The following is a 14,115-nucleotide window of genomic DNA, read 5'->3' as shown; positions in this document are numbered from 1 at the left end:
AAAACTGAACCATACTTGAAAAAGAATATGTCAGCCGAGAGCCCCTTTGCCCCAGGTGAGCGATACCGGGTCTCATTCAGTTGGAACGAATCAAACAGGCCTCCATGCAAAATTCTTATGAGGTAGAACATCGCCTGGGGTACCGGGTGCTGCGATGGGTACTCGCCGTGGCGTTAATTAGTGGGGTCATCGTCAGCACCGTGCAGGTCATCCTTGATGCCGGACGGGTATCGCAGTCTCTCGATGATCAGGCGCGGCAAACCATGGCACTGGTCAAGGACGCATCAACCCAGGCCGTTTTCAGTATCGATGCTGACCTTGCCCAACAGGTGGTCGACGGCCTGTTTGCTCAGGAAGCCATGCGTGTCGCACGCATTACCCACCCCGACGGCGAACCTCTCGGCAGCCGTGACCGCCCTTTGAAAGAAAGCGCCTCCCGCCGGATTACGGACCCGATTTTTGAATCTGAACGTTACTATCGCAAAGAGCTTTCCCGGGACACTGGCACCGGCAATGTTTACGGTTACCTTGAACTAAAGTACGACACCGGTCCGGCTGCCCGAACCTGGCTTGAGCGCGCTTCCATCACCTTCGCCTCCGGCATCGCTATTGCCGTCATTCTCGGAATGGTGCTGTTTGTGGTTTTCCATCTACTGCTGACGCGCCCACTGCTACGAATTGTACGCTCAGTTAAACAGGTCAACCCGGATCACCCCGATGACAATCTGATCCACCTGCCTCACGGCCATCAGAAAGATGAATTGGGCCTTTGGGTCAACGCCACCAACAACCTCCTGGTTGCGATTGGCGACAGCCAGACCCGCCACCGGGAAGCAGAAGATCGTGTTACCCGGCTCTCAAGGTACGATCAGCTAACCGGCCTGCCCAGCCGAGACACCTTCATGGAGTTGCTCCAGGCCGATATTGCAGACGCCAGTGATGACAACTTGGTCCTGTCACTGATCTGTTGTGGCATCGATGACTTCAAGTCCATCAACGAGCAGTGCGGTTTCCGCACCGGCGACATGATCCTGCAAACCGTGGCCGATCGCCTTACGCAGAAGCTCGGCGGTACGCGCTTTACCATCGCCCGACTGGGCAGCGACCAGTTTGTTGTGGTGGAGAAGGGATTGAGAGACGGATTTCAGGCCGCCGACACTGCCGACCGTATACTGGCCACCCTAAGCAGCCCGATGATCTTCGATGAGCAGACCATCACCATGACCGCCACCCTCGGCATCGCCCTATTTCCAGGAGACGCGAGTCAAGCCGACAGGTTGCTGCAAAACGCCGAACAAACCATGGCCCTGGCCAAGGAAGGCGGACACAATTATTTCCAGTTCTACGTTGCCAGCGTTGACCAGGAAATTCGTGAACGTAAACAGCTTGAGAAAGATCTCTCCATCGCGCTCCACAACCAGCAGTTCCACTTGGTTTACCAACCACAGATCAACCTGGAAACCCACCGGATTATCGGGGCGGAAGCTCTGATTCGCTGGGAACATCCAGAGAAGGGCCTTGTGCCACCGGATCACTTCATACCGGTGGCCGAGATGAACGGCAGTATCGTGGAAATCGGCCAGTGGGTTCTGGATCAGGCCTGCTGGCAGGCGGCGCGCTGGGCCAGAGACGGCATGCCCCTGCGCATTGCGATCAACCTTTCAGCGGTACAATTACGTCAGAACCACATCGTGGACGAGATTCTGGATACCCTGAAACGCCACAACATCCCCGCCGGACGTCTTGAACTGGAAGTGACCGAAACCAGTTTCATGACCAATCTGGAAGACGCCGTGAAGAAGCTGAAACGCCTGCATAAAGCGGGCATCAGCATAGCGGTGGATGATTTCGGTACCGGTTACTCTTCCCTGACCTACCTCAAGCGCATGCCGGTCCAGCATCTGAAAATCGACAAGCAGTTCATTCATGACCTGCTTGTCAACGAGGAAGACACCCGCATTGCCAACACCATCATCGACCTTGGCAAGAGCCTGAATCTGACGGTGGTGGCTGAAGGCGTTGAGACCGCGGAACAGGAATACTACCTCGCGCAGCGTGGCTGCAAACTGGCCCAGGGCTACTACTTCAGCAAGCCGCTCAAACCCCACGATTTCGAGGTATTTGTTGCTGGCTTTCACAACAAAATTGTCGAGAATAATGTCTGACCACTGAGTCACCCCACCAGGAACGCAAGGAGCCGCCCATGGGAACCACACTGATCGGCCTGATTGTTATTGCAGTCGTTGTTGTCTACATCGTGTTTATCTACAACCGCCTGGTATCCCTGAGAAACCAGTTCAAGAACGGATTTGCCCAGATTGATGTTCAACTCCAGCGCCGCCACGACCTGATTCCCAACCTGGTGGAATCGGCCAAGGCCTACCTTTCCCACGAGCGCAACACCCTTACCGAAGTGATGGAAGCCCGGAATAATGCGGTCAGCGCTCAGAAGGACGCTGCGGGCGACCCAGCAGATGGAGGCAAAATCCAGCGCCTGGGAAGCGCCGAGAACATGCTCTCTAAGGCGCTCGCCAACTTTTACGCCGTGGCGGAAAACTACCCAGAGCTTAAAGCCAACGAAACCATCCAGCAGTTGATGGAAGAGCTTTCCAGCACAGAGAACCGGGTTTCCTTTGCCCGCCAGGCCTACAACGATGGCGTCATGGGCTACAACATCTTCCGTGAACAGTTCCCCAACAACATCGTGGCCGGACTGTTCGCTTTCAAACCTTCCTCCCAGCTGGAGCTGGAATCTCCTGAGGCCCGTCAGGCGCCGAAAGTCGCCTTCTGAGGCCCGTTGCCATGGCACATCCCGGTTTTTTCCAGCGCCAGGCCAGCGCCCGTCGCAACACGGGCTTGCTGGTGGCTCTGTTTCTGGCCGCGGTCGTGATCATCACGCTCCTGGTTTGTCTGGTGGGTTATCTGGTAACCCGCAGCGAATACACCGGGCTGGCGTTTGCCGACTGGCTACTGAGCCGCCATGGGCTGTATACAGCGATAGCGGTCGTTGCCCTGATCGGTATTGGCTCTCTGATCCGCTGGGCGGACCTGTCGGGCGGTGGCGAGCGTGTTGCAAAAATGGTCGGCGCCCGTGCGATTGACCCCGCCACCAGGGACACCGACGAGCGTAGGCTTCGCAATATCGTGGAAGAAATGTCCATCGCCAGCGGCATCAGTGTGCCCGAGCTTTACGTGATGGACCACGAGACCGGCATCAACGCCTTTGTGGCCGGCTATACGCCCGGCGAGGCGGTCATGGTGGTGACCCATGGGGCCCTGACACAACTCACCCGTGATGAGCTCCAGGGCGTCGTTGGTCACGAGTTCAGCCATGTTCTCAACGGCGATATGCGTCTGAATGTCCGTTTGATCGCCATCCTGGCCGGCATCCTGATGATCGGACAGATCGGTGCCTTCCTGCTCAGGGCATCCTTCCACCGCTCCCATGTATCCAGCCACTCATCCCGTGACCGTCGGGGCCAGGCTGTTTTCGGGCTGGTAGGTTTGGCGCTGCTGGTAATCGGCTATGTGGGCGTATTCTTCGGAAGACTGATTCAGTCCGCGGTATCACGGCAACGGGAAATGCTGGCGGATGCCTCCTCGGTACAATTCACCCGTAACCCCGAAGGCATTGCCGGCGCGCTGTTCAAGATTGGCCTCAAAGGGGGCTATCTGGACACCACCAGCCATGCCAGTGACATGAACCACATGTGTTTTGGCGAAAGCGCACGCATGAAATTTGCAGCATTGCTGGCGTCCCACCCTCCGGTTCAGGAGCGTATCGAAGCCATCCAGCCGGGTATGTTTGCCCGCCTTCGCAGCAGGCTTAGAGACAGCGAACCGGGAAGTGCCCTTCGATCCATGGGCTCGCACCAAACCTCCGAAACCAGTGCAGATACGGCCCATGGAGCGGTTTCCGGCTTCAGCGCAGCCAGCCCTCGCGCCTCCACATCGCCCCTGAACACCCGGCCATCGGCAGATATCTCAACAACGGTAGGCACCGTCAACAAACGCAGCGAAGACTACGCCGTGGACCTTCTCAACCGACTGCCATCAACATTTCGCAACCTGCTTTACACCCGGGCCGGCGCCATTCAGCTGTGCTATGCGCTACTGATCTACCAGCTTCCTGAGTCATCGCAACAGAAACGGCTGGCGCTGGTCACCGCCAACGCCCTCTTTGCGCCCAACGCCGACCTGTTGAACAAACTGCTGCCCGCCCTTACCTCACTGGGCGAGGCAGTACGATTCCCGGCGCTGGAACTGGCCATGCCGGCCCTGAGAAAGCTCGATCCGGATGAGCGCAACCAGTTAATGTCGTGTACGGAGGTGTTGATCAGGGCAGACAACCGTCTGAGCCTCTACGAACTGGCCATGCATACCTTTCTTCGACGCCACCTGGCGGGAGACTCGGCCCGCCCGGTTCCGGTACGCCACCGCAGCTACCGGACAGTAACCGACGAGTTGCAAGTGCTGTTCAGCCTGATGGCCCGGGCGGGTGCTCGTCAGGGCATCGACAGCCAGGGACTGTTCACTGAGGCGATGGCAGGTTTTACCGACGGACGTAAGGAGCCGGAACTTCTGGAGACGGTGTCGATCAAGCATCTGCGGGATGCGCTTTTGGTGCTAAACACCCTGTCGCCGCTGCTAAAACCGGCAATTCTCGACGCTTGCGGCCATTGCGTGCTTGCGGATGGAGAGATCAAGACCACGGAATATGAGTTGATCCGCCTGGTGGCGGATCAACTGGACTGCCCGATGCCGCCACTGGCAGCCTGAGATCAGCCCCTTGGCCAATCAGTCAGGCTGAGGCCGGAACAGCGAGTCTTTCGTTGGCGGTCCTTCCGGGTCTGGCAGGCCCAGCTTCTTGCGCACACCGAGATTGATCTCCCACAAGCTCTGGAATTTCTCATCCGTGGCGGCTACAGCATCGGCCTTGCCAAGCATGATCGTCGGGCGCAGGAACACCAGCAGGTTACGTTTCACCCGGCGCTCGGATTCGGAGGAAAACAGACGCCCCAACACCGGGATGTCGCCCAGCAGGGGAACCTTACTCTTATTCACCTGCAAATCATCGGTCGTCAAACCACCCAGAACGATGGTTTCACCATCATCTGCCAGGACCGTAGTCTTGATTTCACGCTTGTTGGTAATGATATCGGAGGCGGACTCCACGCTGTCACCAATATTCTCGGTGGTCTGCTCCACCACCAACCGTACAAGACCATCGGCGCTGATAGTGGGTGTCACCTTCAGGGTGAGACCGATATCGCGACGCTCAATCGTGGTAAATGGGTTGGTTGTACCGTCACCTGTGACAGTGGACTGACCGGTACGGAAAGGTACGTTCTGGCCAACGATGATTTCGGATTCCTGGTTATCCAGGGTAATGATACTGGGAGTAGACAGCAGATTTGCCGCCGCCGAGGTCGACAGAGCCTGCAGCAGCACGCCCCAGGAAACGCCGTTTTCATTCCGCTGGCCTGCGCCAATGGTAATACCGCCGGTGGCCGGTGCAATCACCGAATCAGAAAGGATCGCACCCAATACGTCGCCCAGGCTTCGGCCGACGTTGTTGAAGTTGGTGCCGGCTATTGGCGTAGACTCGCCGGATTCATCACCCAGTGCCAACTGGACGCCCAGATCCTGCCCCAGCTCGTCGCTGATTTCGACGATGGCCGCCTCAATCATTACCTGGGCACGGCGAACATCCAGGGCCTTAACGATCATTTCAGCTTCCTGCATCATCGACGGTTCACCGCGTACCACAAGCGCGTTCAGCCCCTCGTCGGCGAAAACGGAAAAGTTGGTGTTACGTCCGCTTCCGGCACTGCCGCCAGCACCACCAGCCCCCCCGGAAGATTCCTTGGCCACCTCACCCATCACGCCCTTGAGAATCTCAGTAAGATTCTCCGCGTCCGCGTGGCTCAGGCGAATGACCTTGGTCGTACCGCCGGTGGCTGAGGGCTGGTCCAGCTTCCTGATCAGCTCCCTCATCTTGTCACGGAAGGTTTCATCACCCCTGAGAATAAGCCGGTTGCTGCGCTCATCGGCCGTTACGCTGTACTTGCGGGCAGCGTTATCGCCACCACCCTGGCCCAATTCCGCCGGAGCCAGTTCCTGCAGCAACTCGACCATATCGCCCACCCAGGCCTCTTCGAGCTGGATCACCTCCACCTCGTATTTGGACGGACTGTCGAGCTCTCTCACAATCTGTTCGATGCGCTGGATATTGGAAGAGTGGTCGCTGACGATCAGGGCGTTGGCGGCCGCCACCCCCGCCAGGTGGCCATACTTGGCCACGAGCGGGCGCAGGATGGGCACCAGTTCGAGGGCATTGGCGTTATCGATCTGAATAACACGGGTAATCAGCTGCTCTGAGGGCACCTCCGTAAACCGCTCCAGCGACTCAGCGGATTGTTTGGCGTCCACCTGCTGAACCACCTTGATCACTTCCTCGCCGGGAATGGCGGTGAAGCCATGCACCTGCAACACGGCCAGGAACAGGTCGTAAATCTCGTCCTTGTTCATGGGGGCGCTGGACAGGACGGTCACCTTTCCCTTTACCCGTGGATCCACAACAAAGCTGTAGCCGGTGATATCGGCCACCTGGGTCACAAAGGCGCGAATGTCGGCGTCCTTGAGGTTCAGTCGCCAGGTCTCCGTTTCCTGCCCGTAAGCAACAGACATCAGGGGCATCAGCAGGGCCAGAACAAAGGCCCGGAATAATTTGGATCTGTGGTTAAGCATCTGGCGTTATTGTCCTGTATCGTTAAATCCGTTCATCGCCACTGTTCAGGTATGGCATAGCTCACGGTCAGAATGGATCCGTCCCGTTCAATTTCTATTTCCAATTGCGGCTCAGACCGCCAATTCTCAAAAAGCATCATATCCTGCTCAAGATCCCCCAGCCGCTGGCCATTGACGGCAGTGATGACGTCACCGGCCCTGAGGTTGACAGCATTGAGCATGGCATTGGAACCATCGTACACATAACCGGACGTACCTCCCTCCCCGGTCGGGCTAAGCCCGTATGGTGCAAGCGCCGCAACTCCCTGGGAATCAAGCTGTTCCCGTGCCTCACTCAGGAACTGCTCCGGCGAAGACGCCGGTTCCGCCAAATCTTCTTCCACGCCCTCAACCAGGCCAGTGGAAAGCTGTTCTTCAAACGTCAGGGTTTCGTATTGCCCATTCCTGCGAATCAGCACCCGGCCTGGTTCCACTTCCGCCAGTTCGGCGTTACCGGGCAAGACCTCACCCACACGATAGTGCTCAGTTACTCCATTGCTTCCCGCAACTATAGCACCGGAGTCCTCCGGGCGCTCTGCCACCAGCACACCTTCAAGCCTGAGGTTGAGCCTGGTTTCCGGTGCCGACCGGCGTACCACTTCTGCGACACGGGTTTGCTCTTCCGCCCTGCCAAACACCTGATGGGCCGCCAGTGGCTGTAATCGGCCGCCACCTGAAGCGCTCGCGCGGCTGTCAGAGGCGGGTGCCATGGCCACCGGGCGGTCATCCCAGGCGATGAGCCAGGTTGTCTGCGCCAGTACCAGGGCAACATAAACCACGAGGCCCGCCAGTAACAAATTGGCCAGCAACCGGGGCAGTCGCCGGCTACCGATAACAGCCGCCATTGCTGTCACAGAGCACCTCCTGGAATCAAGGGCTGCTTGACCCTGAAGACGACATCACTGGGGTTAGCAGAATCTGGCCAGGGTTGGTCGGCCAGGTCGATCATGCGTTTATAGACTCGCAACTCCATCATACCGTTCCAGCGAATCTCGGCATCCGCCGCGGGGCCATCGCCGCCCTGCTCCGAGATGACCAGCGCAACGCCATCGGCCGTACTGTCCATCGTCGCCAGCATGGGCGGGAAATCTGCCTGGCCAATATTATTCCCCATGGGCCAGGTAACCTGGCCTCCTGCCCAGCGGCCAACGCCGTCGGCCTGGGTCACGCGGTTGTCCTGCCACGACAACACCAATCGATCAATGGTGACGTCACCTTCGATGACTGCTCCACCGCTGCGTCGGATCAGGTCCTCAAATTCAGCGACTGCCAGATGGCCACTGGCGTTGAGGGTGCCTGCCCCCTGCCACCCGAGACTAACATTGCCATCCACGGAAGACTGTGACGACGACACTGAAAAATCGACGGGTAACGATAATCCAGAAACGGACGGCATGCCCAGCCGCCACTCAAGCCTCACAGGATAACCGGCGACCACCACGCCGGCAGCGCCTGACCAGACCCTGCCAGACACCTGACTGACCTGGACTTCCGGCGGAAGCGCAACATAGGCAGACGCCTGATGCCAAAGCCATCCGGCCGGTACGAGAACCACCAGCGCCACCAGATAAACCAGCACACCGGCCAAGGTCAGCAGGAACACTTTGCCGGGTCTGAGAAAGGCTTTTGCTGGGGTTTCGCTCATACAGTGTCACAAAGATAAATGGCCGGTTGCCGAGTCTAGCAAAGCCATTTCGCAAGTTCATGACAAAAAAACAAAAAACCCCGCATCGGTGTGAACCAATGCGGGGTTTTCCGGGTTTATGGGGCCATTCCTCAGAAATTGAGAATTGGTCCGGGTCCGGTCGGCATTACTACATCATGCCGCCCATGCCTCCCATTCCGCCCATGCCACCCATGTCCGGCATACCGCCGCCGGCGCCTTCTTCTTCCGGCTCGTCCGCAATCATCGCCTCAGTGGTGATGATCAGGGAAGCCACGGAAGCGGCTGCCTGCAGCGCGGAACGGGTCACTTTGGCCGGGTCAAGGATACCCATTTCCAGCATGTCACCGAACGCTTCGGTAGAGGCGTTATAGCCATAGGCACCTTCGCCTTCCATGATCTTGTTCACAACAACGGAGGCTTCACCACCGGCGTTGGTCACGATCTGGCGCAGCGGAGCTTCCATGGCACGGCGCAGGATGTTAACGCCCGCCTTTTGCTCTTCGTTGATGGCGTCAACCTTGTCCAGAGCCGCAATGGCGCGAATCAGGGTGACACCGCCGCCCGGCACAATGCCCTCTTCAACCGCAGCGCGGGTGGAGTGCAGAGCGTCTTCAACGCGGGCCTTCTTCTCTTTCATTTCCACTTCAGAACCGGCGCCAACCTTGATGACGGCTACACCGCCAGCCAGCTTGGCCACGCGCTCCTGGAGCTTTTCCTTGTCGTAGTCGGAAGAGCTGTCCTCAATCTGCTTACGGATCTGCTCAACGCGGGCTTCGATATCACCCTGAGCACCAGCACCGCCAATAATGGTGGTGTTTTCCTTGGTGACGTTGACACGCTTGGCAGTACCCAGGTCATCAATGGTGGTGTTTTCCAGAGACAGGCCGACTTCTTCGGAAATAACAGTGCCGCCAGTCAGAATAGCGATGTCCTGCAGCATTTCCTTGCGGCGGTCACCGAAGCCGGGTGCTTTTACAGCATTTACTTTCACAATGCCGCGCATGTTGTTCACGACCAGGGTCGCCAACGCTTCACCTTCGATGTCTTCAGCAATAATCTGCAAAGGCTTACCAGCCTTGGCCACAGATTCCAGAACGGGCAGAAGCTCACGGATGTTGGAGATCTTCTTGTCAACCAGCAGGATGTACGGGTCATCCAGTTCGGTGGACATGTTTTCCTGGTTGTTGATGAAGTACGGAGACAGGAAGCCACGGTCAAACTGCATGCCTTCCACTACGTCCAGCTCGTCTTCCAGGCCACGGCCTTCCTCAACGGTGATAACGCCTTCCTTACCCACTTTCTCCATCGCGTCTGCGATAAGCTGGCCGATGGTCTCGTCGCCGTTGGCGGAGATCGTGCCTACCTGGGCAATGTTGCGGCTGTCGTCACAGGGCTTGGACAGGTCACGGATGGCCTGTACTGCTGCGATTGTCGCCTTGTCGATGCCACGTTTGAGGTCCATCGGGTTCATGCCGGCAGTAACGGCCTTGATGCCCTCACGAACAATGGCCTGTGCCAGAACGGTCGCCGTGGTGGTGCCGTCACCGGCGGTATCATTGGCCTGGGAAGCAACTTCCTTGACCATCTGGGCACCCATGTTCTCGAACTTGTCTTTCAGCTCGATTTCCTTGGCGACGGATACGCCGTCCTTGGTGACGGTTGGTGCGCCGAAGGACTTGTCCAGAACAACGTTGCGGCCTTTCGGGCCCAAGGTTACCTTAACTGCGTCCGCCAGGATGTTAACACCCTGAACCATGCGTTTACGGGCGCTGTCACCGAATCTAACGTCTTTTGCTGCCATGTCATCTATTCCTGTTCGTTAAACCCAATTCAATCGTTCAATCGGATTGCTGCGTAACCGAGCGTTTACTCGAGAACGCCGAAAATGTCGTTTTCGCTCATGATGAGCAGGTCTTCGCCGTCAACCTTTACGGTGTTACCGGCGTACTGGCCAAAGACCACGGTGTCACCCACCTTTACCGCCAGCGCACGGGTTTCGCCATTGTCGAGAATACGGCCATTTCCTACGGCGATAACTTCACCCTGGGACGGCTTCTCTTTGGCATTACCCGGCAGTACGATGCCACCAGCTGTTTTCTCTTCTTCTTCCTTACGGCGCACGACAACACGATCGTGTAGCGGACGAATTTTCATTGCTCGATATCTCCAATGTCAGGTTAGGTTTGGCAATGATGGTTGCGTTAAAAGCCGGGGCTTTTAACCAACTGTTTTACAGCGGTTATTAGCCCGCAGCGAACTTGTGAAACCTATGTGGGGGTGGCCGATGCGTTTTCAACACTTCCCCTGAAAAATTTTTCAGTTTTTTTTCGGACCGCCATCGCCGTGATCACTATCCTCTCGGCCTTCGGTATTCCGGTTCAGGCGATCGTAGTCGCGCTCGGTTTCGTCGCGGTATTCCCCTTCAATAATGTCATCGTTCCTGTCGAAAGGATTTTGACGCCCGAACGGCCCTTCGCGGCCACCAAAGGGCCCCTGCCCCTGGAAAGGCCCCTGCTGGCCTGCGGTAAATGTGAAACCGCCGGACTGGCCGGCCACCACCATTCGCTTCAGGGCCTGGGCGGCGAACCAGTGGCGGGTGCCCGGAATCAGGCAAAGGAAGCCAATGGTGTCGGTGACGAATCCCGGCGTCAGCAGCAGGGCGCCGCCCACGGCCAGAATCAGGCCTTCCGCCACTTCCTTCGCTGGCAACTCACCACTATTGAGCCTCTGATTGGCTTTCAACAAGGTGGCGAGCCCTTGCTGCCTCAGCAGCGCGGCACCAATGATGGCCGTCAAGAGGACAAGGCCAATGGTATTCAGGGCGCCAATCATGGTGCCAACTTTGATCAATATCGTCATTTCGACGATGGGCATGACAATGAATAAAAACAGAAAAATGCCCAAGGGAGCCTCCGTGGATGAGCGTTGGTCTGGTTGCTGCGACCGTAAAAACCTCTGATATACTCGCCGCTTCCGCTAATGCTTAACCTTAGGGCAAAACATGAAACTTCAAGATTCCGTGATCGCAATTACTGGCGGCGGCCAGGGTTTGGGCCGAGCCATGGCTGAGTATCTGGCAGCCAAAGGGGCTCGTCTGGCGCTGATTGATCTGATGCCGGAGAAGCTGGAAGAGGCTGCAGCCGCCTGTAAGAAAGCCGGTGGCGATGCCAGAACCTATATCTGCAATGTTGCCAAGGAAGACGATGTCGAGCAGACATTTGAGGCTATCGTAGCGGATTTTGGTCAGCTTAATGGGTTGATTAACAACGCTGGCATCCTTCGGGATGGGCTGATGGTGAAGGTTAAGGACGGCCAGGTTGAGAAGCGCATGGAGCTGTCGCAGTGGCAGTCGGTGATTGATGTGAATCTGACGGGGGTTTTCCTGTGCGGCCGTGAGGCGTCTACGCAGATGATCAAGAATGGCGATCAGGGTGCGATTATCAACATTGCGTCGATTTCCCGTGCGGGGAATATGGGCCAGAGCAATTATTCTGCCGCCAAGGCGGGGGTTTCGGCATTGGTGCCGGTGTGGGCCAAAGAGCTTGCCCGTTATGGCATTCGGTGCATGGGCATTGCGCCTGGCTTTATCGAGACTGAGATGACGGCTTCGATGAAACCGGAAGCCCTTGAGAAGATGACCGCTGGCATTCCCCTGAAGCGTATGGGTAAGCCGGAGGAAATTGCGTCTGCGGCGGCGTTTATTTTTGAGAATGACTATATGTCGGGGCGGATGATTGAGGTTGACGGGGCTTTGCGGCTCTAGGGTTTGAGCTTTGCTCCCTGTTCCCTAGCCTTAAGGGTTTGGGGCTGGCTAGGGGGTGGTGCCAGATTTTTCTTGGAAAAAGAACTCGCTTTGCTCGGACATCTTTTTCTGGCAGAAAAATTTGGCACCGCCCCCTGCCCGACTTAACTTCTGGTGGGATCGCTACGTGACTCCAAGCTACACCACACTAGAAGTCACGGGCGCCACTGAAATTGCTTCATCGAAATCCTGCCATCAACCACCAGAACGCCTTCTTCCCGCAGGCTTTGGGCCTGTTTCTCATACGCCTCGCTGCCGATGGGGAATGCGATCTGGCCATTGCTTCTGATCACGCGATACCAGGGAATGGCGTGCCCTTCTGGGAGTTTTCCCAAAGCTTTACCGATGTACCGGGCCTGCCGGCCCAGGCCGGCCATATCTGCGATCTGGCCGTAGCTGGCTACGCAGCCAGGGGGGATAGCGGCAACAACCTGCCAGATTTTCTGGTCTTTGGTGGGTTCGGTCATGATGACTCGGCCGTCTCGTTGCGAGGCGCCAAGGCGTCCAGGCGTTCGCCTTTTTGCATCATGTAGATGGCGAGCAGTATGGCGGGGACGCCCATCAGCCCGGCCAGCAGGAAGAATTCCGCGTACCCATAACCGGCCACGACAATGCCGGAAAAGCCACCGAGGAATTTTCCGGGCAACGTCATCAAGGAACTGAACAGAGCGTACTGCGTGGCAGTGAACGAAGCACTGGTCATGCTGGATAGCCAAGCTATCAGGGCCACGTTGGCGATGCCGCCGCTGAGGTTGTCAGCACTGACCACGAGCGCCAGGGTGCCCAGGTCCGGGGGGTACTGAGCGAGTACCACGAACAGCAAGTTGGTCGCGGCGGTCATGACGGCGCCGGTCAGCAGCATGCGGCGAACGCCATAACGCACAACGAGCACGCCACCCAGAAGCGACCCGGCGATTGTCATGAAGAAGCCGAAGACTTTGGTAACGTCCGCCACTTCGGTCTTGGAGAACCCCATGAAATCGAGGTAGAACGGATTGGCCATCACGCCCATGGCGATGTCCGATATTCGGTAGACCGCCACGGTGATCAGGATCAGGATGGCCAGTTCCCGGTAGCGCCGGAAAAAATCCAGGAACGGCCCGGCGACCGCCGCGTAAAACCACCCGACAAACCTCGCCAGGCGTGGGTTCAGGTGGGTGCGCTTCGCCGCTTCCTGCTCAATTTTTCCGGCAATGTCCTGCGCAGCGGCAAAGTGATTGACCTCAGGCTCCCTTACGATCAGCACGGTGGCCATGCCCACACCAACCAGCAAAGCCATCACCTCGTAAGACACCTGCCAGGACCAGAACTCTGCCAAGTACAAGGCTCCCGCACCAGCCACCAACAATGCCAACCGGTAGCCGAAGATATAGGTAGCTGCCAATGCCGCCTGGAGCCGCTCTTCGGCAATTTCAATCCGATAGGCATCAATGGCCACATCTTGCGTAGCGGAGGAAAAGGCCACCAGCAGTCCGCACCAGGCCATCATCTCAGGCGCTGCCGTGGCGTCCACGTGAGCCATCAGATAAAGGCCGCTGGCAATGCCCGTCTGGGCGAGCAAAATCCAGCTTCGGCGTTTTCCCAACAGTCTGTCGAGAATCGGCAACTTCAGCCGGTCGACAATTGGCGCCCAGAACACTTTGATGGAGTAGGTAATCCCAAGCCAGCTGAAGAACCCAATGGTGGCGGTCTCCACACCGACATCCGCAAGCCTTGCGTTCAGGGTGGAGAACACCAGCAGGAATGGCAGCCCCGCCGAGAAGCCCAGAAACAGAAGCGCAATAACCTGCCACCGGGTGTAGGTGTCGAGTGTTTCTTTCAGCAGGGTCCGGTTCAAGCCGTATAAAATGGTGCTGCT

Annotated in this window: 12 protein-coding genes; 4 read left to right on the top strand and 8 right to left on the bottom strand. The window is 57.5% G+C overall.

Annotated features, from left to right (window positions below; translation table 11 throughout):
• The first annotated feature begins 104 nt into the window (after positions 1 to 104).
• Genes AXW11_RS12690 through AXW11_RS12680 form a run of 3 tightly spaced genes read left to right on the top strand, consistent with a single transcriptional unit; the run spans position 105 to position 4,779 of the window.
• Positions 105 to 2,165, top strand: coding sequence for a putative bifunctional diguanylate cyclase/phosphodiesterase (locus AXW11_RS12690; protein WP_075196563.1), 2,061 nt, complete (start codon positions 105 to 107; stop codon positions 2,163 to 2,165).
• 38 nt (positions 2,166 to 2,203) lie between these two features.
• The gene (locus AXW11_RS12685) at positions 2,204 to 2,791 is read left to right on the top strand and encodes a LemA family protein (RefSeq protein ID WP_041332466.1); all 588 of its coding nucleotides are present in this window, start codon (positions 2,204 to 2,206) and stop codon (positions 2,789 to 2,791) included.
• A gap of 11 nt (positions 2,792 to 2,802) precedes the next feature.
• Positions 2,803 to 4,779: a M48 family metallopeptidase gene (locus AXW11_RS12680; RefSeq protein WP_075196450.1), complete on the top strand. Its 1,977-nt coding sequence runs from the start codon at positions 2,803 to 2,805 to the stop codon at positions 4,777 to 4,779.
• A gap of 18 nt (positions 4,780 to 4,797) precedes the next feature.
• On the opposite strand, the gene gspD is transcribed toward AXW11_RS12680, so the two are convergent.
• The 6 genes from gspD to AXW11_RS12650 all read right to left on the bottom strand — a co-directional run bounded on the left by gspD (position 4,798) and on the right by AXW11_RS12650 (position 11,359).
• Positions 4,798 to 6,750 carry a type II secretion system secretin GspD gene (gene gspD, locus AXW11_RS12675; RefSeq protein WP_075196451.1) on the bottom strand — a complete coding sequence of 651 codons (1,953 nt, stop codon included), beginning with the start codon at positions 6,748 to 6,750 and terminating at the stop codon, positions 4,798 to 4,800.
• A gap of 32 nt (positions 6,751 to 6,782) precedes the next feature.
• Entirely contained in the window at positions 6,783 to 7,634 is an 852-nt protein-coding gene (locus AXW11_RS12670; RefSeq protein ID WP_036210102.1) for a type II secretion system protein N, read from the bottom strand.
• A 5-nt stretch (positions 7,635 to 7,639) separates the two neighbouring features.
• On the bottom strand, positions 7,640 to 8,434 hold the full coding sequence (gspN, locus tag AXW11_RS12665; RefSeq protein WP_075196452.1) for a type II secretion system protein N: 795 nt from the start codon (positions 8,432 to 8,434) through the stop codon (positions 7,640 to 7,642).
• Between the two features lie 169 nt (positions 8,435 to 8,603).
• Positions 8,604 to 10,256, bottom strand: a complete 1,653-nt coding sequence (gene groL / locus AXW11_RS12660) for a chaperonin GroEL (protein WP_036210097.1) — start codon at positions 10,254 to 10,256, stop codon at positions 8,604 to 8,606.
• Positions 10,257 to 10,321: 65 nt separating this feature from the next.
• On the bottom strand, positions 10,322 to 10,609 hold the full coding sequence (groES, locus tag AXW11_RS12655) for a co-chaperone GroES (protein ID WP_007155569.1): 288 nt from the start codon (positions 10,607 to 10,609) through the stop codon (positions 10,322 to 10,324).
• Between the two features lie 162 nt (positions 10,610 to 10,771).
• Positions 10,772 to 11,359, bottom strand: coding sequence for an FxsA family protein (locus tag AXW11_RS12650; RefSeq protein ID WP_036210095.1), 588 nt, complete (start codon positions 11,357 to 11,359; stop codon positions 10,772 to 10,774).
• A gap of 97 nt (positions 11,360 to 11,456) precedes the next feature.
• Here AXW11_RS12650 and AXW11_RS12645 point away from each other — a divergent pair, with 97 nt between their 5' ends.
• Positions 11,457 to 12,218: an SDR family oxidoreductase gene (locus tag AXW11_RS12645; protein WP_075196453.1), complete on the top strand. Its 762-nt coding sequence runs from the start codon at positions 11,457 to 11,459 to the stop codon at positions 12,216 to 12,218.
• Between the two features lie 194 nt (positions 12,219 to 12,412).
• On the opposite strand, the gene AXW11_RS12640 is transcribed toward AXW11_RS12645, so the two are convergent.
• Both AXW11_RS12640 and AXW11_RS12635 read right to left on the bottom strand, forming a co-directional pair.
• Positions 12,413 to 12,724 carry an MGMT family protein gene (locus AXW11_RS12640; RefSeq protein WP_075196454.1) on the bottom strand — a complete coding sequence of 104 codons (312 nt, stop codon included), beginning with the start codon at positions 12,722 to 12,724 and terminating at the stop codon, positions 12,413 to 12,415.
• Entirely contained in the window at positions 12,721 to 14,094 is a 1,374-nt protein-coding gene (locus AXW11_RS12635; RefSeq protein WP_414673591.1) for an AmpG family muropeptide MFS transporter, read from the bottom strand. The genes AXW11_RS12640 and AXW11_RS12635 overlap by 4 nt, the downstream gene beginning before the upstream one ends.
• Positions 14,095 to 14,115 lie beyond the last annotated feature (21 nt).

Origin of the sequence: Marinobacter sp. Hex_13, from assembly GCF_001566815.1 — a bacterium.
GTDB classification, from domain to species: domain Bacteria; phylum Pseudomonadota; class Gammaproteobacteria; order Pseudomonadales; family Oleiphilaceae; genus Marinobacter; species Marinobacter salarius.
Note: the sequence above shows the minus strand (reverse complement) of the source record. Positions and strands in the feature narration are given on the sequence as shown.

Coding starts and splice junctions, on each gene's coding strand:
- AXW11_RS12690 (WP_075196563.1), top strand. CDS start 105: ATGCAAAATTCTTATGAGGTAGAACATCGCCTGGGGTACCGGGTGCTG.
- AXW11_RS12685 (WP_041332466.1), top strand. CDS start 2,204: ATGGGAACCACACTGATCGGCCTGATTGTTATTGCAGTCGTTGTTGTC.
- AXW11_RS12680 (WP_075196450.1), top strand. CDS start 2,803: ATGGCACATCCCGGTTTTTTCCAGCGCCAGGCCAGCGCCCGTCGCAAC.
- gspD (WP_075196451.1), bottom strand. CDS start 6,750: ATGCTTAACCACAGATCCAAATTATTCCGGGCCTTTGTTCTGGCCCTG.
- AXW11_RS12670 (WP_036210102.1), bottom strand. CDS start 7,634: ATGGCGGCTGTTATCGGTAGCCGGCGACTGCCCCGGTTGCTGGCCAAT.
- gspN (WP_075196452.1), bottom strand. CDS start 8,434: ATGAGCGAAACCCCAGCAAAAGCCTTTCTCAGACCCGGCAAAGTGTTC.
- groL (WP_036210097.1), bottom strand. CDS start 10,256: ATGGCAGCAAAAGACGTTAGATTCGGTGACAGCGCCCGTAAACGCATG.
- groES (WP_007155569.1), bottom strand. CDS start 10,609: ATGAAAATTCGTCCGCTACACGATCGTGTTGTCGTGCGCCGTAAGGAA.
- AXW11_RS12645 (WP_075196453.1), top strand. CDS start 11,457: ATGAAACTTCAAGATTCCGTGATCGCAATTACTGGCGGCGGCCAGGGT.
- AXW11_RS12640 (WP_075196454.1), bottom strand. CDS start 12,724: ATGACCGAACCCACCAAAGACCAGAAAATCTGGCAGGTTGTTGCCGCT.